The organism is Flammeovirga pectinis (assembly GCF_003970675.1).
In the GTDB taxonomy this organism is placed as follows: domain Bacteria; phylum Bacteroidota; class Bacteroidia; order Cytophagales; family Flammeovirgaceae; genus Flammeovirga; species Flammeovirga pectinis.
The window spans coordinates 171366-197595 of the sequence record NZ_CP034562.1; the positions used below are offsets into that span (position 1 = coordinate 171366).

22 protein-coding genes are annotated in these 26230 nt (G+C 32.3%); 13 read left to right on the plus strand and 9 right to left on the minus strand.

What is annotated here, in order from left to right; all coding sequences use genetic code 11:
• Positions 1–10 precede the first annotated feature (10 nt).
• From EI427_RS00720 to EI427_RS00735, 4 genes are all read right to left on the minus strand, one after another.
• Entirely contained in the window at positions 11–811 is an 801-nt protein-coding gene (locus EI427_RS00720; RefSeq protein ID WP_170178355.1) for a DUF4249 domain-containing protein, read from the minus strand.
• Between the two features lie 4 nt (positions 812–815).
• A complete protein-coding gene (locus EI427_RS00725; protein WP_126610743.1) occupies positions 816–3140 on the minus strand; it encodes a TonB-dependent receptor in 2325 nt (774 codons plus the stop codon).
• A 114-nt stretch (positions 3141–3254) separates the two neighbouring features.
• A complete protein-coding gene (locus EI427_RS00730; RefSeq protein WP_126610744.1) occupies positions 3255–4016 on the minus strand; it encodes a LytR/AlgR family response regulator transcription factor in 762 nt (253 codons plus the stop codon).
• Positions 4013–5083 carry a sensor histidine kinase gene (locus EI427_RS00735; RefSeq protein WP_126610745.1) on the minus strand — a complete coding sequence of 357 codons (1071 nt, stop codon included), beginning with the start codon at positions 5081–5083 and terminating at the stop codon, positions 4013–4015. The genes EI427_RS00730 and EI427_RS00735 overlap by 4 nt, the downstream gene beginning before the upstream one ends.
• A 146-nt stretch (positions 5084–5229) precedes the next feature.
• Between EI427_RS00735 and EI427_RS00740 the strand changes: the two genes are divergently transcribed.
• From EI427_RS00740 to EI427_RS00790, 11 genes are all read left to right on the plus strand, one after another.
• On the plus strand, positions 5230–5433 hold the full coding sequence (locus tag EI427_RS00740; RefSeq protein ID WP_126610746.1) for a hypothetical protein: 204 nt from the start codon (positions 5230–5232) through the stop codon (positions 5431–5433).
• A gap of 38 nt (positions 5434–5471) precedes the next feature.
• Positions 5472–5918, plus strand: a complete 447-nt coding sequence (locus tag EI427_RS00745; RefSeq protein WP_126610747.1) for a hypothetical protein — start codon at positions 5472–5474, stop codon at positions 5916–5918.
• A 5-nt stretch (positions 5919–5923) separates the two neighbouring features.
• Positions 5924–6274, plus strand: a complete 351-nt coding sequence (locus tag EI427_RS00750; RefSeq protein WP_126610748.1) for a DUF2147 domain-containing protein — start codon at positions 5924–5926, stop codon at positions 6272–6274.
• 1150 nt (positions 6275–7424) lie between these two features.
• Positions 7425–8108, plus strand: a complete 684-nt coding sequence (locus EI427_RS00755; RefSeq protein ID WP_126610750.1) for an acyltransferase — start codon at positions 7425–7427, stop codon at positions 8106–8108.
• Positions 8039–8527, plus strand: coding sequence for an acyltransferase family protein (locus EI427_RS26420; protein ID WP_394345836.1), 489 nt, complete (start codon positions 8039–8041; stop codon positions 8525–8527). The genes EI427_RS00755 and EI427_RS26420 overlap by 70 nt, the downstream gene beginning before the upstream one ends.
• Positions 8528–8727: 200 nt before the next feature.
• Entirely contained in the window at positions 8728–8937 is a 210-nt protein-coding gene (locus EI427_RS00765) for a hypothetical protein (RefSeq protein WP_126610752.1), read from the plus strand.
• Positions 8938–8939: 2 nt separating this feature from the next.
• Positions 8940–9560, plus strand: coding sequence for a LuxR C-terminal-related transcriptional regulator (locus EI427_RS00770; protein ID WP_126610754.1), 621 nt, complete (start codon positions 8940–8942; stop codon positions 9558–9560).
• Positions 9561–9601: 41 nt separating this feature from the next.
• Positions 9602–10720, plus strand: coding sequence for an acyltransferase family protein (locus tag EI427_RS00775; RefSeq protein ID WP_126610755.1), 1119 nt, complete (start codon positions 9602–9604; stop codon positions 10718–10720).
• A 225-nt stretch (positions 10721–10945) separates the two neighbouring features.
• Positions 10946–11785: a hypothetical protein gene (locus EI427_RS00780; protein WP_126610756.1), complete on the plus strand. Its 840-nt coding sequence runs from the start codon at positions 10946–10948 to the stop codon at positions 11783–11785.
• 59 nt (positions 11786–11844) lie between these two features.
• On the plus strand, positions 11845–12771 hold the full coding sequence (locus EI427_RS00785) for a helix-turn-helix domain-containing protein (protein WP_126610757.1): 927 nt from the start codon (positions 11845–11847) through the stop codon (positions 12769–12771).
• 102 nt (positions 12772–12873) lie between these two features.
• Positions 12874–14301, plus strand: coding sequence for a DUF1254 domain-containing protein (locus tag EI427_RS00790; RefSeq protein WP_126610758.1), 1428 nt, complete (start codon positions 12874–12876; stop codon positions 14299–14301).
• Positions 14302–14391: 90 nt separating this feature from the next.
• Here the strand turns inward: EI427_RS00790 and EI427_RS00795 are convergent, their stop codons facing one another.
• From EI427_RS00795 to EI427_RS00810, 5 genes are all read right to left on the minus strand, one after another.
• Complete coding sequence (locus tag EI427_RS00795) at positions 14392–15858, minus strand: DUF1254 domain-containing protein (protein WP_126610759.1); 1467 nt, start codon at positions 15856–15858, stop codon at positions 14392–14394.
• Between the two features lie 8 nt (positions 15859–15866).
• A complete protein-coding gene (locus tag EI427_RS00800) occupies positions 15867–17393 on the minus strand; it encodes an arylsulfatase (protein WP_126610760.1) in 1527 nt (508 codons plus the stop codon).
• Between the two features lie 180 nt (positions 17394–17573).
• Positions 17574–17738, minus strand: a complete 165-nt coding sequence (locus EI427_RS25825) for a hypothetical protein (RefSeq protein WP_155523267.1) — start codon at positions 17736–17738, stop codon at positions 17574–17576.
• A 123-nt stretch (positions 17739–17861) separates the two neighbouring features.
• Positions 17862–18518 carry a response regulator transcription factor gene (locus tag EI427_RS00805; RefSeq protein WP_126610762.1) on the minus strand — a complete coding sequence of 219 codons (657 nt, stop codon included), beginning with the start codon at positions 18516–18518 and terminating at the stop codon, positions 17862–17864.
• A gap of 2 nt (positions 18519–18520) precedes the next feature.
• Entirely contained in the window at positions 18521–20221 is a 1701-nt protein-coding gene (locus EI427_RS00810; protein WP_126610764.1) for a PAS domain-containing sensor histidine kinase, read from the minus strand.
• 306 nt (positions 20222–20527) lie between these two features.
• Here EI427_RS00810 and EI427_RS00815 point away from each other — a divergent pair, with 306 nt between their 5' ends.
• Together EI427_RS00815 and EI427_RS00820 are read left to right on the plus strand one after the other, a co-directional pair.
• Entirely contained in the window at positions 20528–23452 is a 2925-nt protein-coding gene (locus tag EI427_RS00815) for a carbohydrate-binding protein (protein WP_126610765.1), read from the plus strand.
• 397 nt (positions 23453–23849) lie between these two features.
• Positions 23850–26213, plus strand: coding sequence for a glycosyl hydrolase family 8 (locus EI427_RS00820; protein ID WP_126610767.1), 2364 nt, complete (start codon positions 23850–23852; stop codon positions 26211–26213).
• Positions 26214–26230 lie beyond the last annotated feature (17 nt).

Here is a 26230-nt window from a genome sequence, read left to right on the forward strand (position 1 = left end):
CTTATCTAGATCACTCTACAATAATGATACTCGCCGTATCATAACTATAAGCTGAAAAGTAGCCCAATGCATTATTAGACCAATTTGATAATGGATTACCGGGAGCTGCTGAACCTCCATTTGGTCCTCCTCCAGTATTAATAATATCGGCTAGTGAATTGAAGTAATCATAAGAGGCTTCATCAAAGTGAATGAATTGAACGTCTATTTTATCTCCGACTTCAAATATTTTACCTCTTATTGGAAAATGGGTTTTATTTCCGTTGATTTTACTATCCTCCATTACTTGAAGATCATTATTACCGTTTTGATATACTCCATTTAAGGAATGAGTCAGTCTATAAAAGTTAGTAGCAGCAGGATCAGTAAATTGTACAAATACTGTGTATCCCGCTTCTCTAGGTCCAAAAGCCTCTTGATATTCATAGTATACACTATCAATAGCAACTTTTTCAATTAAGTCTGTAGTGGCAGAATATGACTTTCCATCTACCTCCACTTCTAATAAAAATGCAGTATTTACTTTTGCATTTAAAAATGTGATATACTCTCCTCTACCTACATTAGGAATGTCTAATGTTTCTCCCTCAAATTTTAATGAAACTTTCGCATTGTCAATTTTTTCGGTAGGTGTATTGTCAAAGTAAGGGGCTGTTCGAGATACTTTCACCGTAAAATCATTTTCTCCTTTATAGATTACAGCTTCGATCACCAATTCTGGCGATGCATCTTTTAAATCGATATCAATGACTTTTTCACATGATGTTCCTATTAGAAGAAATAGGCTAAGTGTGATATATGTAAATTTCATGTTTTTAGAATTTGAAGTTGTAAGTAACTGATGGCACCCATTTGAATAAGGCTGTTTGTATTGCTTCGGTTTGCGTGGGATCCTCTTCATTAGGTTCAAAGGTAATTGTATACGCATTTTCTCGTCCATAGGCATTGTATAGAGAGAAGTTCCAGCTTGATTCAAACTTATCTGTTTTCTTTCTAATCCAAGTGACGGCTAAATCTAGACGGTGATAGTTAGGCATTCTATACCCATTTCTTTCGGTGTAATAAGGAACAATTTTCCCATCTACTTCATATCTTCCAGAAGGAAAAGTAACAGCATCTCCGGTATAGTAAATAAAGTTTCCTGATAGGCTTACTTTGGGGCTAAGTTTATAGATAGCGACAACACTTATATCATGTGTTCTGTCTTGTCGTGCAGCAAACCAGCTACCTTGATTGATTTCATCAAACTGTTGTTCTGTGCGCGATAAAGTGTAGCTTAACCATCCTGTAAACCTTCCTTTGTTCTTTTTTATCATCATTTCTATACCATAAGCACGCCCTTTTCCATAGACCAAATCTCCTTCATATAAATCATTCTGAAAGACGTTTGCACCTGTTCTGTAATCAATTACATTGCGCATATCCTTATAGTAGGTTTCTATGGAAGTCTCGAAAGTATTTTCTTTGAAGTTCCTGAAATACCCAAGAGAAATTTGTTGTGCTTCTTGAGGTTTAACATTATTAGAACTCATAATCCATGTGTCGGTTGGAGAAGAAGAAGTGGAATTGGTCAACATGTGCATATATTGATAATTTTTATTATACCCCAATTTTATTGAGCTTTTGGAGTTCAATAAATAATTGGCAGATAAACGAGGTTCAAAACCTCCATAGTACTGCATTGCTTCACCATCTTGGTATTCTTTTTTACCAATAGCTTCCCCTTTTTCATTGAATTCATACTCTGTTCCTTCTCCAATTTTTTGGAATAATGAGTAACGAACCCCATAATTTAAACTGAACCTATCGCTTACTTTAAATTCATCTTGAATGTAAAAAGCACCTTCTATACCGTATTGATTTGCTTGCTGTTGAGAGTTCACTCCTGTATTTGCACCGGCTTCTATATTTCCTGGCTGAATAGTATGATGAATGGCATTAAAACCAAACTTAATGGTATGTTTGTTCGTAGCAAAAAAAGTGAAATCTTGTTTGAGATTAACATCATTAATAATGGATTCTAGACCAATTCTATCTTCTGCTTCACCCATTCCAAATTCGTAGTTATAATCACTATAAATCACAGAGGTATTAGAAAATAATTTACCAGAAAAAACATGATTCCAACGTAACGTACCCGTCATGTTTCCATAATTAATACCCATATCAGAACTGACTCCAAATTTATCTTTACCAAAATATCCCGAAAGGAATATTCTATCTTTATCAGAAATTCTATAGTTGGCTTTGAGGTTTAAATCATAGAAGTAAAGATCAGAATTTTTATAGGCAGGGTCGTCGTATAATCCTAAAAATAGATCTGCATAAGTTCTTCTTCCCGAAATCATAAAAGAGCCTTTGTCTTTCACAATTGGTCCTTCAACGGTTACTCTTGATGCAATCGTTCCAATACCACCTGTAACGGTATATTCTTTGGCATTTCCTTCTTTCATTCTAATATCCAAAACGGAAGAAGTTCTACCACCATATTCAGGCATCATTCCCCCTTTATACATAGTTGCTCCTTTGATGGCATCACCATTAAAAACAGAAAAGAAACCCATTAAATGAGAAGGATTATAAACAGGAGCTTCATCGAGCAAGACAAGGTTTTGGTCTAAGCCACCGCCCCGAACATAAAAGCCAGAACCACCTTCTCCAGAAGTTTTTACACCCGGTTGGGTTTGCATCACTTTTATAATATCCACCTCACCACCAAAAGTAGGCAGTTCTTTAATGGCTTTGGTATCTAATTTTGTAACACTGCCCACATTTTCTGTGATATTCTGATCTTCTCTTTCTGCTGAAATGACAATTTCATCGAGGTTCTGAGCTGCAGGATTTAGTTCAATAGTAATGTTGGTGTTTTTTGTAAGATCGAACTGTTTCTCAATTTTATCATATCCCACATAATGATAAACAACGGTATAATTCCCTTCTGCTATACTGAGTGAATAATACCCATAAATGTTAGCAGTAGTACCTACGCCGGGCAACTCTTTAATAGTAATTGTGGCATAAGGTAAATCTTCTCCATTAGAAGCATCTTTTATTTGTCCGTTGATAGCATATTTTGATTGACCAAATAAAAAAGTTGAAGTTAGGAGTAAGTTAAAAAATAAGACAGATTTGATATTCATAAAATAGATTTAATGATTTCTACAAATATGATTTCAACTACCTTTACATTTATTTAAAATTTGAGTCAAACGGGCAATTCCTAACTTGAAACGGACAAATTTTTATTAATATTACTATGCTTGAAGCCAATTTAGAAACTCACTACTTTTAGCTTTGCTGACAATAATTTGCTCCTCAATAGTTAGTTTTGATTCGATAAGGAGTTTTCTTGCAAAGTATTTTGATACATGATGAATAGCTTTTCTATTGATTAAAAATTGACGATTCACTCTATAAAAATTAGTACCTAAATCATTTTCCAAAGTATCTAATGTATGTTCGGTGACATATTTTTTAGCATCAAAAGTATGGAGATAAGGAACGCCAGCCTCTAGTTGAACAAGGGCAATATCAGAAGTATTGATAGGAATGATTTTATCTCCTTTAAAAATAAGAATATTCGTTTTTATACTGTGCTGATTCCGTGTAGAAAGTTCATGAATAACATTTTTAAAATTATCATTTTGACTAGTATTATTGCTTTTAAGTCGATTGATTTTGGTTAAAGTTTCACCTATTCTTTTATTATCAAATGGTTTTAAAATATAATCAATACCATTGGCTTTAAAGGCTTCCAAAGCATACTCATCATAAGCAGTACAGAACACCACGGGAGCTAAATTTTCTACTTCTTTAAAGATTTCAAAACTTAAACCATCAGCAAGTTGAATATCAGAAAAAATAAGGTCAGGCTCGTTATTGTTTTTCAAATAATCAATGGCTTCGTCGATGGTAGATAATTTGGCTTCAATAGTATTTTCAGGACTATATTCTAGAATTAAAGATTCGAGTTCTTCAGCCATTAGATATTCATCTTCAATAATTACAATTCTCATTTATTGATTGTTTTAAAAGTAACTTCAAATTGTTTAGACAAGTGATTTACATGAATAGTTGGTTGTCCTATACCAAGTAATTCAAATCTTTTTTTGAGGTTATCCAATCCTGTTCCTGTAGTTTCTGTATTTCTTTTAGGAATTATATTATTAGCGAAAGTGATGGATGAGTCTTCATTTTGGCGTATTTGAATTTTTAAAACATTTTTTGATGTAAAAGCATTGTGCTTAATGGCATTCTCAGCTAAAGACTGTAAGGTAACGACCGGTAAGTAAGCTGTATTTTGAAAAGATTTAGGCAATTCATTTTGAAAAATAATAGCATTAGCAAACCTGATTTGTTGTAGTTCAATATAATTTTGACAGAAACCAATTTCATCTTTCACAGAAGTAAGGTCTTTAGTAGTTTCTGTAATTGAAAAACGAAGATAGGAAGATAGACGCACCAAATATTCTTCCGCCGTTATTTGATCTCTCTTAATAAGTATTTTTAAAGTGTTAAGTGCATTAAAGATAAAGTGAGGGTGAATCTTATTTTTTAATTGCTCTTGTTGAGTGACCGACTGTGCCAATTCCAATCTAGTCTTATCCAATTCTAATTGTGCTTTTTCATACCTATTTGTAATTAGCCAATACATAATTAAGATGAAGGTATTATTTGCTGAAGCACCTATAAAAGGATAATATTTAAACGCTCCAAAATCAATAGGATTAATTTCGGCTCTTCTTTGTTGACTTATGAAAACGACCAAAAACATGAAGGAGTAAGAAATAATATATTTCCAGTACTTATGGATTTTTCGATTAAACTGATTATCCATCAAATGAAATAACCATACATTCAGCATCCAATGCATAAAGATCACAGTACTGACTAAAAAGATTGCTTTAATAATCAAAGTATAACTAAACCGACTAAGGTATAGCTCTACTACTTCAGTTTGAGGTAAAGAAGAGATGAAAAGCATCATGGGCATGATGGTATAAATTGCAATAAGTGGAGAGGTCATTAAAGCAATTTTTACCAGCTGTCGAAGTTGTGATTTTTCAGCGTTTAGATTATTCATACTTTCAAAGTAATTACAATTGAATGAAATTTACTATGTACATTAAAAATCTTAACTTTTTAAAATCTATCCTTAAATGAGATTTTTTCTGTAAAAAATCGATAAATAAATAGTTACTTTATTTTTGAAATATCAGCTATAATAAAATGAAAGAACACCTAAGAGACTATATTACTGAACAAATACCCTCCTCAAAAGAAGAGGAAATAGAAGAAATTCTCGGGATTTTCAAAATTAAAGAATTCAAAAAAGGAGACTATTTTAAAAAGCCATTTACAACAGGTAATGATATAGCATTTATTGTGAATGGAACAGTAAGATCACTTTTTTGTACCTCATTTCTTCTCTAACTTTATTTTACTTATTATTCATAAATCAGTAGTATCCTATGTTATTTCCAAAAACAATAGATAATTCTTACAGAGGCAATAAATTACCACTATACTTTTTTTACTTGCTAGCTACAGTGACAATAGGAAGGTCACTTGCTCACATGTTTTTAGCAGACGGAGGGGCTCAAAGTATAGCAACAATTCCATTGGATAGTTATTCTAAAGAAGCATCTGATGTTGTTATTCACATCTTTTCCGAATGGGGGCTTACCCAATTAATGTTTGGAATTTTATACGGCGTCGTACTTTGGAGATATAAAACGCTAATTCCATTAATGTATTTATTCATTTTTATTGAATATAGTGGTAGATTATTTCTTACGGTCTATAAACCAATAGTCTTGGAAGGAACTGCTCCTGGTGGGATTCTTAATTATGTCATGATTCCTGTCGCACTAATTATGTTATTTCTTTCTCTACGAACTCAAACAGATAAAAAATAAAAATTATGAAAAATCTAATTTTAATAATGCTAACCCTTTGTTCATTATCCGCAATGGGGCAATCTAAGTTAAACGGCATTTGGAACACAGGTGATGAGAATACAAAAATTGAAATTTCGGAGTCTAATGGAGAGTTAGTCGGGAATATTAAATCTTCTGATAACACGAAAGCGAAAGTTGGAACTCCAATGTTAAAAGATTTTGTAAAAGAGGGTACGAATTGGAAAGCAAAAATATATGCTGCCAAAAAACAAAAATGGTATGATGCAACTGTTACTCCAAAAGGAGATGTTCTTAAAATTGAAATAAGTGTGGGATTCTTGAGTAAAACTTTAGAATGGAAAAGAGTGCCATAATTTAACATTGTACCCCGTAGAGTCTTAATCAATACCTCCCTAACTACCTTAAGGCATAAACAAAAAAACACGAATCTTAATCAGAGGTTCGTATTTAGAATTTAGTTAAATAATTCTTTTAAGTTGATCTCTGTCCAGCTAGCAAAGTACTCAGATACTGGCACTTTTAAATAGACTTTTTGAGCGTTGATATCGAATACTGTTTCTCTTTTGCCTAATCCCCAAGTTTCTTTTTAAGAACGAGTTCACAACTGTAAGTAAATTTCCTTCATGTAAATGTAATCTGTTACCATTTAGAGAAGAACATTCCATTAATGCCGTACTGTTTTTATCAGCGTGTATATAAAAGGCTTGTTTTATATACATCAATCGAACAAATTTGAGCGACTACTTTTATAAACTGTATGAGACTTATATTCTTACCCTTTTCATTATGTTAAGAGCAGACTTCATTTAATATTTCATCGTCAGATTTAATTGATGAATTTGTAGAAGTTACTTCTAGTACTACTACAGATGTTTATCTATATCCAGATAATTATACTTGGAACAAATTACCTTTTGATCAATATACCATAGTACTGTTTTCAACACAAAAGTGGTATAGATTTATATTAACGTTTTCTATAAAGCAAGAAAAAGTAGGTATCATTAGAATGTTTATATTTTCTCATCAGCTACTCAAGCTTGGGTAACCTATCATTTGGGTACGGCTGTAAATAATAATGATGGGAATATAGAAATACCATTACAGTTTTTAAAAGGAGAATCAAAAACAATTTATTACAGCGCTTATGGAAAAGGAGCTTTAACATCTAGTAATTCAGAGATTCTATTGTTTGAAGTACTCAACGTTAAAAATAAATTGAATGCGAATTTAGGTTTGGTAATGCGGACTTTATTTGTTGTATTTATATTAATAGGGAGTGTACTTTTTCTTAAAAGTAATCAACATAAAATAAGGAGACGATTCTATTTTTTTGACTAAAATAAGTTGGCATTTTAGAGTAGTGTTTAAAATATACAATTAATAACTATCAGCTGGTTTTACCTTTGTAAGGTTACTTTAATCAGCTGATAAATAAGGTGATATCAAGTTTATTGATAGTGTTAAACCTAATTAAATGTATTACAATATACTAGACTAAAAATGAATTATAGAAAAGGAACGAACATCGAAACATCAAAACAAAGTAGAATTGTTTTCTTAGATTATCTAAGGGTAATTTCTATTACCATGGTATTAATGGTTCATGCAATAGAAATTTTTTATTTAGCAGTAGATCGGGTTTCAATTAAGCCAGATGATGAGTTTTGGGTAAATTTTATGAGTAGTTCACTTAGAGCTTGTGTACCTCTTTTTGTTATGGCATCTGGCTATCTTTTGGTTCCTATTAAAGAGAAACCAAGTGTATTTTATAAAAAACGATTTAGTAGAATCTTATTTCCATTTATTCTGTGGTCAATTTTATATGCTGTAGTTCCATTTCTTTTTGGAGCTGATAACTTTGATATAATGCAATCTAAATTGATTATCTTATTACATAATTTTAATTTAGAATCGGGGCACCTTTGGTTTATTTATATGCTAATTGGTATCTACCTTTTTTTGCCAATAATATCACCTTGGTTACAAATAACATCAAAACACTTTATAGAATTCTATCTTGTTTTGTGGTTCTTCTCTAGTTTTCATCATTATTTAAAAATAGTTTTTCCTAATGGTGTTTTTGGAGAAGTTTTTTGGAATGAGTTTCATTCATTATGGTATTTTTCAGGGCATTTAGGCTTTGTAGTTCTTGCTTTTTTTTTTTTAGAAAATTTGTTCATTTAAATAAGAAACAAAGTAGACTTTTAGGAGGGGTAATCTTTATTGTAGGGTATTTAATAACTTATTTCTTATTTGGCTATTTTTTATCAGAAACAAAAGAAATTTACCAGGTTGAAATGGCTTGGCGTTTTTGTACTCCGAATGTAATTTTAATGACTATAGGATTATTCTTATTAATTAGAACAATTGATTACGATACTCCAAGATTCTTTGGAGTAATTAAAGAACTTTCTCGTTTAAGTTATGGTGTTTATTTATCTCATCTGTTTTTTGTGGGGTTAACATGGACTTTTATTGTTCAGCCAATGGGTTTATCAACTCCAATTTCAATTTTATTAATTACTACTTTAACATGGTTAGCAAGTTATGTTTTAGTTAAGGTGTTATCGTATTTACCAAAAAGTAAATATTTTATTGGATAATAGTACTGATATGAAATAATACAATAGAAGTCTTGATTTTATAATTATGACTTCTATTCTTATACAATTTGAAAATAGAAGTTTATACAGAAAGAATTCAATTTCAATAAAAAATGTACATTGTTGTCTGCGCGTATATAAAATGCTTGTTTTATATACATCAATTGAACAATTTTGAGCGACTACTCTTAGTAAACTGTATGAGACTTTCATTCTTACTTATATTCTTACCCTTTTCATTGTCATTATGTTGGGGACAGACTTCATTTAATATTTCATCGTCAGATTTAATCGATGAATTTGTAGAAGTTACTTCTAGTACTACTACAGATGTTTATCTATATCTATCAGGCAAATATAAAATTAATACTAAACGAGGGGTTTCTATCCTTATTCAAATACCTTTATAAAGATGAACAATAATATAAATATTGCTCTGGTTGATGATCATAATTTATTCTTAAAAGGATTAATTGAATTGATTAACATCTACTTTCCTTTAGTTAAAAAGGTAGATGTATTTGGCTCGCCTAAAAAGTTTTTAGCAACAGACATAACAAAGTACAATTTACTAATTTCTGATATTCAAATGCCAGAAATGAACGGTATTGAACTTGTCGAATTGGCAAAGATGAAGCACCCAAATTTACGTGTGCTTATAATTTCTATGCACAATAAATATTATTTCACTAAGAAAATCAAAAGCTTAGGAATAGAAGGGTTTCTTTTAAAAGATGATTCTGAAGAGAACTTAGTAAATGCAATACATCAGATAATGGATGGACGTAAATTTTATTCAGAAAAAATAGAAAGTTACTTTGAGGAAGTAAAAGCAACAGAAAATGTCTTATCACTAAGAGAAGAGCAAGTACTCGACTATATTTGTGAGGGACTTACTAGTAAGCAAATTGCTGAAGAGATGTTTATAGGAGAAGAAACTATAAAATCTCATAAGAGAAACATTAAAGCAAAGCTAAAAATACCTTCCACTGTAGAATTGATAAAGTACAATATGAGAAAACAGGAGTTCTAAAATTCTACAACTAACAATATCTTATTAACCTAACAAAATCCATGAATCAATCTTCTAACAAACATTACGAAATCTTAGACGGCTTAAGAGGTGTAGCTGCAATTATTGTAGTAGCTTTTCATATTTTAGAAGCTTTCGCTTTAGGAAAACATAAAGAACAAATTATAAACCACGGCTATTTAGCAGTAGATTTCTTCTTTGTATTGTCTGGCTTTGTTATAGGTATAGCCTACAACAATCGTTGGGATAAAATGACTCTTGGCGGCTTTTTTAAAAGAAGAATTATCCGTTTACAACCAATGGTAATTATTGGTTCTATACTTGGTGCTGCAACGTATTATTTTCAGGCATCGCCCACATTATTTCCTATTATAGAAAATACACCTGTAACTAAAATGCTTTTAGTTATGGTAATTGGCTTTACAATGCTTCCCGTTGGTAAGTCTTTAGATATTAGAGGTTGGGGAGAAATGTACCCATTAAATGGTCCTGGTTGGACATTATTCTTTGAATATATTGCTTATGCATTGTATGCATTTGTACTTAGAAAACTATCGAATAAGGCATTAATGTTACTCACTTTTATAGCAGGGTGTGCGTTAATACAATTTACAGTTACTACTCCTCAAGGTGGAGTTGCAGGTGGCTGGTCTTTAGATCCAGAACAATTACGCATAGGTTTTACACGTTTGTTGTACCCATTTTTATCGGGTTTATTATTGTCTAGAATAATGAAACCAACCTTTATTAAAAATGCATTTTTGCTATCAAGTATCCTCATGTTTGTAGTTTTAGCTTTACCAAGATTAGGCGGAGATACAAACTGGATAAATGGATTATATGAAGGTTTAGTAATTTTAATTGTATTCCCATTGCTAGTTTACATTGGTGCTAATGGCGAAATAAAATCTGAAAAGGCTAAAAAAGTAGCTAAATTTTTAGGAGATATTTCTTATCCAGTATACATCACTCATTATGCATTTATTTATGTATTTACAGCTTGGGTTGTAGATAATGTAGCTACAGGTAAAACATCTTATGAAGTAGCTGCAGTTTGGGGTGTTGTTACATTTGTCGTATCAATTGCAGTAGCTTACATAGCTGTTAAGTTTTATGATGAACCTGTACGGAAATGGTGTGCTAAGAAATGGTTGAAATAATAATCTTTTTATTATAAATGATTTTAAGCCTGATAATTACATTTAGTAGTTGTCAGGCTTTTTACATTAAATGTTAATCATTTTTTTTGATTTAGACGACTAATGCTCTTTTTCTTTATTAAATACTGATAAACTCTCTTTAAATCAGTTAAATCAATACCAAGTGAATTATTGATAACCTAACTTATTTATATGTCATAACCTCCTCAATAACATATAAATATTATGAAATCAATCACAATCTATGCACTATTAAGTTGTTCATTTTTTATTTCTTGTACTTTAAATAACGAACGTTTAAAGTATCCATTCTCTCCACCTATTATTACAATAAATGACTCAATTTTAGCAACTATTTTTGAGGCAAACGGTATGCAGGCTGCGTCGTATAATTTTGAGAGTCTTCTTAAAGAAGAAGTAAGGAGAGAGTATATTAGCAAAGTTGATAGCATAAATAATTTAGAAAACGATGAAGAATTTTATGTTGAGAATGTATATTCTACACATCCATTTATTTACGTAGATACTACTTCTTTTGTAAATTATAATTGTAATAACTGGCATACATTTAGACTACCCAATATAGAGTTAGTGGATGGAGTGTATAAACAAATTTATCCTGAGAGAAGTACAAAAAAAAGCCCTAAAATAGTAAAAGGATACAGAGTTTGGGTAGCGAACCTTACTGATAGTTTACTACATATAGAATTACAAGATGGTGAATCAATGGCTATTCAAGAAGCACAAGATGAAAATGGAAATTGGCGGCCTATAGAGTATTGGGTAAACAGTTGGTGCGGAAATAGTTATTATTTTTATACTATGATTCCAAATCAGTATGCCTATTTTAATATCCCAGTTTATAAAGGTGATTTTAAAACAAAATTACGACTTAAAATAAAAAATTCAGATACAATACTTTATTCTCCTCCATTTTCTGGATCAATTGATTTAAACCAATTTAAAGAGCCTGAAAAATTTCCTGTTAGCAGGTACAATCGCAGACGAGAAAACAACCTGTGGATGGGGTATATTTATTTAAATCAAAAAGTTATAAATAACTGAAATATATATTCATAATTTTCCAATGATTTTGAGTATCTTCTATTAACAAATAGAATACAATGGAAAAATTACTGCAATATTGGAATGAAAGCCTTCATGGTGAGATAGATGGAACTATTCTTAAGTTTGATAACGAAGTAGGCAATGGTTTTATAGAAGCATACGAACTTACAACGAGAACTAAGTTTATTAGAATAGATGTTTTTTTAAAACAAAAACAATCTGGTGAGGCCTTTATTTTTGAAGATGAAAATGAATATCTACCTATAATTTTTGGAGATGCCTCTAACATATTATTAGGAGGAAGAGTTAATGAAGCATTAAATGGTGTTTTACTTTCGAATAATAAAGATAATTTAGCTTGGGAATTACCTGTAAATAGAAGAATTCAACTTGTAATGTTAAGGGTAGAGTATGGCTATTTCTATAAATTAATAGAACGAGCTCCTTCTTTAAAATCTCTTTGTAATCCGGAACAAGTGTATACCATTTTTGAGGAAATGACACCATTAATGAAGGGCTCTTTTTACAGAATGTTCGAAATTCAAGACTCTCTTTATAAAGAAGAACTGCTCTTTGCATGTAGTTTTTATCTTTTCCATTTATTAATTGAAAGTTTATCCCAGAGAGAAAAAATTAAAGACGAAGAAGGGCAATCTTTAAATATTCGTCTATTGATGAAAGCGAGGTTTATGATATCAGAAACTGATGGAGTACCCTTAGAAATAGATTTCTTGGCAAAAGAATGTGGTATTAGTGTCAGTAGTTTAAGAGCTCAATTTAAAAAGGCATTTGGATTACCTGTTTATCAATTTCAACAACAAATTCGTTTAGAGCAAGCAAAAAAAGCTTTAATGAAAGGTGATAAATCAATCTTTATGATTTCTGCAGATTTAGGTTTTTCTAGTATGAGCCATTTTTCATCATTATTTAAAAAAGAATTTGATATTACTCCTAAAAAATTTCAGCAACAGTTTAGAACCTAATATAATAATCTGATGTTTTTTAAGAATAATTTGATAATTTATTTTTCCAACTAATCGTTTTATATAATTGTAAATAAGGAATTGAACAAATAGTATTTAATTATGAAAAATAAATTTACCCTTTTAATCACGCTCTTCTTAACAAGTTTTATTTTTAAATCAATGGGACAAAATAACCAGCTGAATAGTAAAAGTGTAGATACAAAAATGGAATTACTTACTAAGGCTTATTTTTATGGTTACCCTCTTTTAACTATGGAGAGTACTTTTAAAGTAGCTACTAACACTGTAGAATCAAATCACTTTAAAGGTAGATCACCATTAAATCAATTAGCTAGTTTATATCCTTTTCCTAAAGCGGATTTTAAAGGAGTAGTAAGACCAAATTTGGATACTTATTATCATTTAGTTTATGCAGACCTTTCGGAAGGGCCATTATATATTGAATTTCCTGCAACAGATCGCTATTACCTTGTACCCATTTTAAATGCCTATACAGATGTAATATCAACTTTAGGTTCTAGAACAACAGGACAAGGGAAATTAGAAATAGCTCTTGTAGGCCCTAATTTTAAAGGAGAATTACCAAAAGATGTTACCGTAATTAAATCTGAAACAGATTTAAACTGGTTAGTTTGTAGAGTTCAAGTTAACGATGATAAGGATGGTAAAAAAGAGGTAAAAAGCTTCGCTAATAAAATTATTGTTCGTCCACTAACTGAACGTAATAATAAAAAATATAAAGCGCCAGAAGGTAATTTTGTTGAGCAAAATAATTTTGTGCCAATGCAAGCTGTAGATAACCTTAATGTCACAGATTATTTTAATAAGATGATGACGCTATTGGTTACTAACCCACCTTTAGCAGCAGATAAAACATTTATCGAGCAACTAAAAGAAGTAGGTATTACGCCTGGTGGAACATTTGATATCTCTACGTTTACTACAGAAGAACAGGCTAAAATTCAGAAAATACCAGCTACGGCACAAGAAATTTTTCAACAATTAACGGCAAGACCTAAAACGAAAACTATGCAGAATGGTTGGTCTGTTACAACAACAGGTTTAGGTGAATATGGAACTAATTATGCTTTTAGGGCTTATATTACAAAGATAGGTTTTGGAGCAAATTTAGGTGAAGATGCAGTGTACCCAAATGCCGCAATAGATGTTGACGGTAATAACTTTAATGGATCAAATAATTATGTTCTACATTTTGATGCAGATAAATTACCTCCAGTAGATGGTTTCTGGTCAATTACAATGTATGATAAAAGCGGGTTCTTAGTGCCAAATACTATTGATAGATACAATCTTGGTGATAAAAAAGATATGAACTACAATGAAGATGGTTCTTTAGATATTTATATTCAGAAAGATGCTCCAGAAGGACATGAAAAGAATTGGTTACCTTCTACAACAGAGGGTGTAGAATTTGAGTTAACGTTCAGAATGTACTGGCCTAAAAAAGAGGTTTTAAATAAGACATGGACTATGCCTGGTGTTAAAAAAGTAGTTGATACTAAATAATATCAATAGCAGATAAATTAGGCAATTAATATAAAGAAAGAGCACGATCATATAAATGGTCGTGCTCTTTTTGTGTATCAATTAATGTGGTTAAAGTATTTCTTTCTTTTTAATAAGTTGTGGTAATTTATATTCTAGGTCGATAACACTTTGATGGGGTTGATACAAACGCATAATTAAATAGAAACCTCCTTTTGGAGCAGGTAACCAATTGTCTGTATTCTTAGGTTCTTCGTTTTGAATTACAATAGTAAACGACCCGTCTTTGTTTTTTTTCAATCCTTTTGATTCGCTACTAAATTTATAACGATTTAAAGAATTATCACAGAAAAGCTTATTGGTAGCATCGTATAAAGTAAGTGACCAAAAAGAGTCTACTGGAGGTTCTTCATCGAAAGTAATAGTATAACTATTTTTGCCTTCCACAGGTGCATTATCACTATCAATAAATCGGATAGGGTACATGGCTTCTTTTTCACCTTGACCGCCTAAATAAGGTCCTGAAATTAATGATCTGAAAGGGAAATCATAACCATAATTATCTAATTTTGTGGCAATATTCCAGCCATTGCTAGTAACTGAAGAAGAATACATAGACGATAAAATAGCCAATGGAGCTTCTATGGCGGCTTCTTTCAAACCTTTAATTTGATGTTCGTTTAGATTATCTGTAGAGAATTTACCTCCTTTAATACCAATTCTCTCAAACTGGCCTACTAAAGAAATATCTTCTGTATAAGTAGGATTTTGAGACAAAGCAAAAGCCAAGTACTTGTAAAAACGAAGTGAATCTGATGTTGGGAAAACAGGCATTTCTGGTAATTCTGTTTGCTTATTCATGTTTTCATAACCTTTTGATTCACTTAAAGAGCGTAGTTTAAATTGATCTTGAAGTAGATGTAGTTTCTTAATATTCTCCCCTTCTAAAACATGAATACGACCCCATAACCATGCTTTATCTGTTTTTACAATTACCTTTTTATCAATATCATTAGGTAAGTCACCTTCCCAACCTTCAGGTATTAAAGCAACCTTTAAAGCAGTAGTACCTGTATTTCGTTTACCAATATATTCTACAAGGTTATGGTACATATCAAATACATTTACCACAAAGTAGCGCCCATTTGTATTGGGTGTTTCTAAAATATAGGGTTCTGATAAATCGACAACAGCACTCATGTAATAGGTGTCATTATTGGCCGTTGGCATATCTTTATCTGCAGCAGTAGGAAGGCGTTTTGCCCATCCAATTTTATTTAAAGGAGCTCTATAACTCGTTCTTGGTTTAGGGTTGGGAACAGAAGTATATTCTCTCATCGCTTGTTCCATTCTTACTAAAGAATAACCAAACTCATAGGCTAATGTACCAACAGCTTTGGCATCGTAATAGTAACCGAGAGCACCAATTTCAGCATTTGGAGCAACACTAATAATGGGATCAGCTTGTTGACTTACTTTATCTTTTATTTCTTGAACCTTATGATCTGGAAGAACTTGTGCAGTACAAGAAAAAGCAGTCATGAGTAAAGATCCGATTGTTATTATTATAGATTTCATAATTGTAATTATTTTCCGAATTGATCAATAAATGAAGAAGCACCAATTCCAGATCCTTTCTGACGGGGAGGGAACTCTTTCATGCTTTTAGCAAATTGTTTTAATGGAGGAACAATTGTTGGCAGTATCCAAGTTTTTTCTTTCATCCATAGAAAATGGCCAGGTGTTTCTGGGGTACGTTCGTAAGGGTCGAGTTTTAAATCGATAATCATACCAGCGGGTAATTTTTCTGCACTTTTTAGCCATTCATCTTTAATAGCTAAATGTATTTTCCAATGGTCTACACGGATTGCCTGTAAATCATTTTCTGCAAAATAGAAGAACTCTCTTCTGTTTGATTTGCCATTTTTAGTAATTAAATCAAGTTGGTTGTACCCATCAAGATGTACTTTGTACTCCTTACCATTTATTTTTTTTCCTTCAAGAAGCTCTTCTTTAATATTAGGTTCACCAATAGCAGCCATTAAAGTAGGTACCCAATCTTCGGCAGTCATTAATTCTCCACTCCATTCTCCTGCAGGAATATGTTCAGGCCACATTACTAACATTGGCACACGGAAACCACCATCCCAAGTAGTTCCTTTTTCTCCTCTAAAAGATGCCGTTCCAGCACTAGGCCAATGAGCCAAGTTTACTCCATTATCAGAAGTAAATAGTACAATCGTATTTTCTTTTTCACCAATATCTTCTAGCGTTTGTAATAACTCACCAACCAAGTAATCTAAATGTAGAAGTCCATCAGCATAGGTGCTATGCCCACTTTTACCTTGCCATTTTTCTGAAACATAAATTTCTTGGTGCATTCTAGAAGGGTTAAACCATAAAAAGAAAGGGTTATCTTCTTTTTGTTTTTTCTTCATCCATTTCTGAGATATTTCTAAAACTTCATCATCAAAAGTTTCTTGGCGTAAAGCACCTAACTCACCTTTATCTTCTACAGTAATTTCCCCAACTCTGCCCCATCTTGGATCTACAGTTGCATCATCAATAGTTGTTGCTTTACTGTAAATCACGTTTCTTGGTCTACCGACAAAGTCTTTATCTTTTGGAAATTCTGGTTGTTCTGGCATTTCCATCATATTTAAATGATATAAGAAACCATAAAACTCATCAAAGCCATGTGCAGTAGGGAGGTGTTCGTTTCTATCTCCTAAATGACTTTTTCCAAAATGAGCTGTGGCATACCCTTGGTCTTTCAGCATTTCTGCTAGCGTAACATCTTCAGATTGTAAACCAATTTTAGAACCTGGCTGGCCTACAGAAGTAAGTCCTGTTCTAATTGGATATTGTCCTGTAATGAATGAAGACCGACCCGCTGTACAACTTTGTTGTGCGTAATAGTCATTAATTAAAAGCCCTTCATCTGCTATCTGATCTATATTTGGCGTACTGACAGCACCTAATCCTCTATGGTAAGCTGAAATATCTTGAGGAGCAACATCGTCCGTCATAATGACTACTATATTTGGTTTTTGTTGTGCAAAACAGAGCAATGATATACACCAGAAGGCGGTAGTTATTAATAGATTTTTCATATTGTTGTATTCTTTTTATAATTGATATACAGCAAATTTATGCTATCAATGCCTCTAATTTGAGAGGGAATTAACCACATTAGAAAACTACGGGAAACACGCAGACAAGAAAATAGAGGTAAAAAAAATCCCCATGCAAAACATGAGGACAGGATTTAAATTAGCTAAGTAAATAGTAACCTAATTATTGATAACAGGAGGTGTTGGTTGAACAGGTCCAGGATCTGCAATTGGATGTTCTGGAGTTTCTATTGGACCTAATTCGTTGTTATCATTATTACATGAGAAAAAGCTAATTGTTAAAAATAGCACTATCATCTTTCCTATTAATCTTAAATTTTTCATCTGAATTTTACTTATTTGATTGAAAATTATACTCTCTAATGTGAATCAAAGGTGATGGTTTTAAAGAATATAATTGTACGTAATAAGCAGAGTTCTTATAAATACGGGAATCCCTTAGAAGATTTATAGATCTGTAAATAAGTTTCTTTCTATTGCATATAAAACTAATCCTGCCACATTCTTAGCACCTGTTTTTTCAACTAAATTTCTTTTATGCGTTTCTACTGTTCGCGGAGAAATAAATAACTTTTCTCCAATTTCTATATTTGAAAATTCCTTACAGATAAGGTGTAAAACCTCCATTTCTCGTTCTGTTAAAGGTATTTCTGTCAATACTCTTTTCTTTACAGCAGGCTGAGAAGAAAGCCCTTGCATAATAATAGAAGTAACCTCAGAAGAGTAATAATTTTCTCCATTTGCTACAGATTTAATTGCTTTTCTTAACTCATCTTGTGTACAATCTTTTAGAATATATCCTTTAGCCCCTGCGCTTAGCATTTTCTTGATGTTGTAGCTTTCGTTCATCATTGTAAGAGCAAGAACATGAATAGATGGATATTGAGCTGTAATTTCTTTACACAATGTTATACCGTCTTTTTCGGGCATCATTATGTCTGTAATTACAACATCAACTTTGTGCTTTTCTAATAAAAGAAGTGCCTCAACACCATTCACTGCTTCACCAATAATATCAAAATGTTCTTTGTCTAAGAAAGATTTTAATCCCTCTCGGATCATATTATGATCATCAACTAAAAGTACTTTTATAGGGGTATTCATAATTATAAAGCCAATTCTAAGACTATTTCTGTTCCTTTATTTTTAACTGATGATATTTGGAGATAAGCTCCAATCGCTTCAGCTCTTGTTTTTAAACTATTTAAGCCAAAGGTATTTTTTGTTGTTGATAAGTCAAACCCAACACCGTTATCTTCTATAGTTAAAACGAGCAAATCGCTATATTTTAATAATTGTATAGTGCATTTTTCTGCCTCAGAGTATTTGATAACATTATTGATACTTTCTTGTACAATCCTATATAAAGTCATTTCTACAGAAAGTTTTAATCGTTCCTCATTAAGGTTGTCGTAAAAAATAATTTGAGTAGCGGTAGATCCTTCTAATGCACTTATTAGAGCTTGTATTGCCGGAGAAATTCCATTCTGATGTATCACTTTAGGCATAAGGTTATGTGCCAAAGTTCTACTTTCTTGAATAGCTTTTTTTAGATAATTGTAGCCAACAGTAAACTTATTCATCAGTTCCTTATCAGAAATTTCATCAGAGACACGCACTTTTTCTAGATTAAGTAAAGAAGTAGACATGGTTTGTTGTAGGCTATCGTGTATATCTCTTGCAATTCTACTTCTCTCTTTATCTTCTGTTTCTAAAATGGCATTTATCACTTTCTCTTCTTGTTTCATCTGCTCATTTATATCAGAAAAAGTACCTACAATATGTGTGTTTTTTTTAATTGATGCACTTCTAAAGTTATACCACTTTAATTCTTTTGTAGCAGTATAACAACGTACATCAATACTTATAGCACTACCATTTTCAATACAATTTTTAAACTGTTGATTAAATAGATCGAGATCTCCTTTATGAATTTGTTCTTGAATTGATGCTATAGATGGCGTCAATTTTTCAGAAGGAAAGTCTAATAGCTTACTATTTTTAGGAAACCAATTGAGTTGTTTACTTATTAAATCATATTGCCAGATTAAAATACCCGTTCCTTGGGTAGCCAAAGTAAATCGATGGTCACTTTCTACTAAATTATCTTTTGTAGATTGTAATTCGACTACGCTTTCTTTAAACTTTTTGTCAATGCGTTCTTGTCTTTTTAACCTTAATCTAATTAAGTAATAAGAGGCCGTAGAAAATAGAAGTACAAAGAGTAATAGTAGCAATAGAGTATAAAAAAGAGTGAAACCTTCTTCTTTACTCTCGTTCCATGTTTTTGTAGTACGAGAATCTATTCTTTTTTCCAAAGAAAGTAAAAGTGCATTTGCATTGTTCTTAGCGTCTAGATATTCTTTTTGTTGAAGTAAAGCCAATGCGGTACTTTGAGTAGGTAATGCCAAAGCCTTTTTTTCTATCTGAATAGCTTTATTGGAAAGTAAGAGTGCGTTATTAATCAATTGAATTTCTTGAGAAGTAAAACCTTTTGCTTGTAAACTATCAACTCTAAAATCACTTTTAAGAAATTGAGCAGAAGGGTCATCATAATTTAAAAACTTTTGATAGGCCTCTTTCCATATTTCATTTTTACTATAAATAGTATTGGTACATAACCGAGTTAGTTCATTATTTCTATCAATTAAATAATCGCTTAAAGCAAAAGAACTTTGACGCTGAAATTGCATACTACCAAACTCTTTTCTGTTATCAAGTAATCGTAAAAAAATCACTAAGATAATTAGTAGAAATAGAATTACAGTGCTAAATAATAATGTAAAGGAAGTTCTAATTTTAATCATTTACAGTAGCTTTTTTTTGTTAAGCTAAGGTTGTTGATTTCTAAACTAAATACAAATTTAATGTTTTGAAGAATGAAAAATAAAGCTCTTTTCTAAAGATTATTTATGCTGATTTAATCGAGTTTACTTAACAACATAACTTTTCTCTTTTTTATTGGAATTTCACCTTGTCCAACTAATTTTTAGTTAAAAAGTGCTCTTATTTACATATAAAGAGGGTTTGTCGTAGGTTTGTCGTAGTGAAAAATATGGCTTTTTTGATGCTTTAATGAATATTTGTGTATTATCAACACTAATTTTTAGATTATGAAACAAGCTCTTTCTATTTTACTTCTATTACTTGCAAACCAGATTGTAGTAGGAGAAATACTAACTATTAATAACTGTAACACTATAGTAATACCATCTCAAATTGAGAGTGAAAATTACTGTGGAATGTCGGGAATACAAACCGAACAAACACAAGACGAATCGGGTAATCTTAATATAGGTTACATAGACGATGACGATTGGATGAGTTACAATATCAGTGTACCTGCAAGTGGTACTTATACGCTATCTTACAGAGTGGCTTCTGCTAATGGAGGTAACGAAATTCAGATTGACAAGGATAGAGGTACTACTGTTTTAGGTACTATTACTGTACCTGCAACAGGTGGGTGGCAAACTTGGCAAACAATAACGCACGACATTTCGCTCCCTCAAGGAGAGTATGAAATTGGTATAAAAGCAAACATTGGTGGGTTTAACATCAATTGGTTTAGCATTACTGGGAATGTAGTACCACAAGGTAATTTTCTACATACCGATGGTAAAAATATTGTAGATGGTAATGGCAATAACTTCTTATTAAATTCTGTAAACCTAGACGGTTGGATGGTACAAGAAGGCTATATTATGGAAGTGCCTTTTGGACCACAATGGGAAATTGAGCAAGGAATTATTGATGTAATTGGCGAACAAAACACACAAGAATTTCAAGATGCATGGTTAGATAATATGGTTACAGAAGCTGATATTATTCAAATTAAATCTTGGGGGTTTAATAGTATTCGTGTACCATTACACTATAACCTCTTTACACTTCCAATAGAAGAAGAGCCAGTAGAAGGGCAAAGTACGGTGCTTTCTAAAGGTTATAACCTTATCGATAACTTATTGGGATGGTGTAAGCAACATCAAATTTATCTTATTTTAGATTTACACGCAGCTCCAGGCGGACAAGGAGAAGATCAACCTATTTCTGATTATAACCCTGCAAAACCATCACTTTGGGAAAGCGGAGAGAACAGGTCTAAGACAGTGCATTTATGGAGAGAAATTGCGTCTAGATATGCTGATGAAGAATGGATTGCAGGCTACGATTTATTAAATGAGACAAATTGGGAATTAGGTGATCAGAATGAAATGCTTTCCAATCTTTATACGTCTATTTTATGGGAACTAAGACAAGTAGATAGTAATCATATTGTATTTATAGAAGGTAATTGGTGGGCAAATGATTACAGGGGCTTAACTCCTGCATTTGATGACAATATGGTATATGCTTTTCATAAATATTGGACGGATGTAGATCAAGCATCAATTCAAGAATTTATCGATCTTAGAAACTCTACAAATACACCTATTTGGTGTGGTGAAACAGGAGAAAACTCAAATCAATGGTATAGCGAAAACTTCGAATTACTAGAAGCAAACAATATTGGATTCTCTTTTTGGCCATTGAAAAAAGTAAATCAAATTCAAGGTTTATTAAAGGTAGATCAGCCTCAGGGAATACAGGATATTCTTGATTATTGGAGTGGTGAAGGTGCAAAACCATCTGTAACAAATGCGAAAGCAGCATTAATGCAATGGGCTGTAAATACTCGATTAGAGAATTGTGAATATAACTATTCTGTGATAGATGCAACAACTAGGGCAGTAGGTACAAATGCAACGCAACCTTATGAAGTTGTAAACTTACCTGCAGATAATATTACAGCCGTAAATTATGATTTAGGAAAACAAGGCTATGCTTATTTTGAACAAGGTGCAATTGGAGATTATGGTGACAGAGACGCTTGGAATATTAATTGGACTTTTAGAAACGATGCAGTAGATATCTATCAAGTTGGTGGAAATGGAGCTTATTATATTGGTGAAACAAAAGATAATGAGTGGTTAGGTTACACGGTTAACTTTACAGAAAGTGGACAATATGCGATTACTACAGAAGTTGCAGCAAATAGTACTGGCGGAGAATATCATATAGAAATTGATGGTGTAAATGTTTCTGGTACGGTACAAGTTAGTAGTACAGGTGGATGGGAAGCGTTTTCTTTTCAGGAGAGTGGAACGGCAACGGTTAATTCTGGAACAAAGACTATTAAATTTGTTTTTGAAAAGGGAGGCTTTAATATCAAATCACTTGCATTTACTAAAACACAGAGTGAAAATATTGAAGTGACTGCTCTTTCTTTATCTCAAAGTTCTGCAAATCTTGCTGTAAATCAGTCTTTACAATTATCAGCAACCATATTACCTGCTAACGCAACTGATAAATCTGTGATTTGGTCATCGTCTAATACAACTGTAGCAACTGTCTCTTCAGCAGGAGAAGTAATTACATTAGCAGAAGGAAATGCTATTATTACAGCACAAAGTAGTGTGTCATCAATACAAAAAACGTGTGCTATATCTGTTACAGGCCAAGAAGAAGAAGAAGGAGGCTGTGAAAATGCAACACCAATTACTTTAAATTTCTCTTACGATGGCGTAGAAGAACAATGTTGGGTAATTTCTGACAATATTAATTATATCAACTCTTGGGGTACAGCCACAGTTACTATTAACGGGGTTGATATTACAAACCTTTGGGTGAATAATTTCCCTGCAAAAGAGAACGGTAAGTATTACATCACTTTTAAGGGTGCTGAATCTTGGGCACATATCGAAATTGAAGGAGCGGGTAATTCTAATCAGAGAGAAAGTTTGAATAGTGAATTCAATCAGGTTTCCTCTAAAGTATATCCAAATCCAATTACATCAGGTGATGTACATATTAGTCATCCTATTGAATCTCTAGGAGCAGAAATAAATATTTTTGATGTGGAAGGAAAGAATGTTTATTCTTCTATTGTCACATCAGAAGAAACAAAAATAGATAAAAAGGCCTTCAATAAAGGATTGTATATTATTACAATTCAGTATTTAGATAAGGTTGAAAAGATAAAATTAGTTGTGCAATAATTATTGTATTGTAAATTGGTATAGAACTTCTCTTCTGCTTTGTGGGAGAGAAGTTTTTTTGTTTAAATACATCTTTGCAGCTTAAAGAATACACTGCTCGTGGTTTTTATTACTGAGAAGTAAGCAGAGTTTAGCTTCATATCTATGGTCGTTAAATGGTCTTCTCTTGTTAGTCTTTCGTTTTATAAATAGTAATCTTAACGTATGTGTAACTTATTGATAATAAGATCGTTGATTGTTTTTGAGGTTTCTGTAAACGAAATACTTTTTATATGAAGGAAGTTTTTGTCTACATCAATAACCGTGGAAGTCGTAGGGTTGTCGTACCCAAAAAAATAGAACTCAAGATCCAATAGCTAATATTTGAGTGTTCTAAATACACTAATAAATATTTTTTATGATGAAAAGAATTATTTTTTTACTTACTATTCTTTTGACGAGCCATTTACTAATTGCTCAGTCGCTAAACTCAGTAAACTATCCGTATGGTAACATGCCAAGTGCAAGAAGCAACAGTGCCGCAATGGCTTCTTATAATAACTGGAAGAACGGTTATTTAGAGTATTGTAACGAAACAGGAGAATTTAGAGTTAGGTTTGATAAACCTAGCCAATCTGTTTCTGAAGGTATTGCATACGGTATGCTTCTATCTGCTTATGCAAAAGACAGAGATGTATTTGATGGTCTAACAAAGTACTACAACCGTTTTAAAAATGCGGATGGTGTAATGGATTGGAAAATCCAAGGTTGTTGGGAAGTGGCTACAGATTGTGGCTACGGTGATGGCCGATGTACGGGTGGTGCTGCCGATGCAGAATTTGATTATGCTTTTGCTTTAATTGTTGCAGAAGCAAATTGGGGTAGCGGAGGCACTCTAAATTATGGAGCTTTAGCTAGAGACATGATTGGTATTATTAAAGACAAAGAAATTTCTTCAACGCTTGTTCCTAGACCTGGTCCGGGTTGGGGTGGTGATAACATTACTAACCCATCTTATTTTACACCTGCTTATTTTAGAGTATTTGGAGAATATACTAACGATCAAGGCTATTGGAATGGAGTTGTAGCAAAATGTTATGAGATACTAGCTAATATAAAATCAACTTTAAATCCTTCTTATGGATTAGTTCCAGATTGGTGTACTTCGGGAGGATCTTTTTCTGGAGATGCTAGTGGATATTTCGAAGGAGGAACAAAATATCATTACGATGCTGCACGTACTCCTTGGAGAATGGCAACAGATTATACTTGGTTCGGTGTTTCTGAAGCAGGTGATTACATAAACCAAAGTTACCAATTTACAGAAGAAAAAGGTGGGTTAGGAAGTATTGTAGATGGATACAATATGGATGGATCATCTTACGGTACAAATAACAGTGCAACTTTCTCTGGATCATTTGCAACATCTTATATGTATGCACCTGCAGGTCAGGATAAGATAGATGGAGCGTATAACTATTTAGTAAATAAATCGCCAAGTGGTTATTTTAACACTACGTTGTATGCTTTATACATGTTTACAATAACAGGTAACTTCTGGAATCCATTAGAAGGTGGACCTGTAGAATGTACTGCTGTAGCTCTTCCTGCTCAAATAGAAAGCGAAGATTTTTGTGCAATGTCTGGAATACAAGTAGAAACGACTTTAGACAATAACGGTGGATCTAATATTGGTTATATTGATGACGAAGATTGGATGAGTTACAAAATTTCTGTAACAGAAGCGGGAAGTTATAAAGTATCGTATAGAATTGCATCTTTAAACGGTGGTAATGAATTACAAATTGATACAGACGCAGGTTCAAATGTTTTAGGAACAGTTGCAATACCTTCTACTGGAGGATGGCAAAACTGGGAAACTGTTGAACATATAATAACTTTATCAGCTGGTGAATATGAAATTGGTATTAAAGCAAACATTGGAGGTTTTAACATCAATTGGTTCTCATTTACTAAAAATGGTGGGAATAATATTGCTGTTTCAGGCTTAAATCTTCAAGCGAATGCTATAACTTTAAAAGTGAATGCTACAACGCAATTATCTGCAGAAGTAGTACCTTCAAATGCTTCAGATAAAAGTATTACATGGTCGTCTTCTAACACTTCAATTGCTACAGTAAGCACAACAGGAGAAGTAATAGCTATTGCAAAAGGACAAGCAACAATTACTGCACAAAGTAGTAACGCACAAATTAATGCAGCAGTAGTAATTACGGTTACTGAAGGTGGTGAAACTGGAGGTTGTGAAACTTCACAGCCTATAACATTAGATTTTTCTTATGATGGTGTAGAGGAACAATGTTGGGTAACTGCTGAAGATATTGATTATATCAATTCTTGGGGAGCACAATCTGTTACAATTAACGGAGTGGATGTAACAAACTTATGGATGAATAACCTTCCTGCAAAGCAAGACGGTAAATATTATGTTACTTTTAAAGGACAAGAAAGTTGGGCACATGTAGAGATTATGGGAGCGGCTTCTAATGGACGTACATCTACAGAATCTTTAGCTTCTAGCATTACAGAAACAGTAGTTTATCCAAACCCTGTTACTGAAGAAGATGTATTTATTAATCATCCTGCTAACACTATAGGTGCACAAGTAAGAATATTTGATTTGGAAGGTAAAACTATTTATTCTACTCAAACAATATCAAATAAAACACAAATAGCAAGAAGTGTTTTTAATAAAGGACTTTATATTATTACAGTTGAATATGCAGATAGTATTCAAAAATTGAAATTGATTGTAAAGTAGTTCTACATCAAGATCAA